General features: G+C 67.9%; 1 protein-coding gene. It reads left to right on the top strand.

All coding sequences use genetic code 11. From position 1 onward, the window contains the following. On the top strand, positions 1-268 hold a 268-nt coding region (locus RMT89_RS43335; RefSeq protein WP_315889250.1), incomplete at both ends, for a hypothetical protein.

Here is a 268-nt window from a genome sequence, read left to right as displayed (position 1 = left end):
CCGGCTGACGGTGGACAACCAGGCCGACACGCCGCGCATGGAAACGCGCGGCTCGATCATTTCCTGGGGACCGGCGCAGCGTATCTATCCGCTGCGCACTTTCGCGGCCGGCAGTGTCTGCGAGGAGGCGCTCCAGGGCGACGGCGACAAGAACGGGCTTCCGGTCACCGCCGTTCTGTTCCGGCACGGCGGGTTCGACAACCATCTCTATGGCCTCTTCCTCGATCCGCCGGAGCTCGCGCACGGCGATGCGGTGCTGACTGTGGGC

This window comes from Streptomyces sp. P17, assembly GCF_032436805.1.
In the GTDB taxonomy this organism is placed as follows: domain Bacteria; phylum Actinomycetota; class Actinomycetes; order Streptomycetales; family Streptomycetaceae; genus Streptomyces.
Note: the sequence above shows the minus strand (reverse complement) of the source record. Positions and strands in the feature narration are given on the sequence as shown.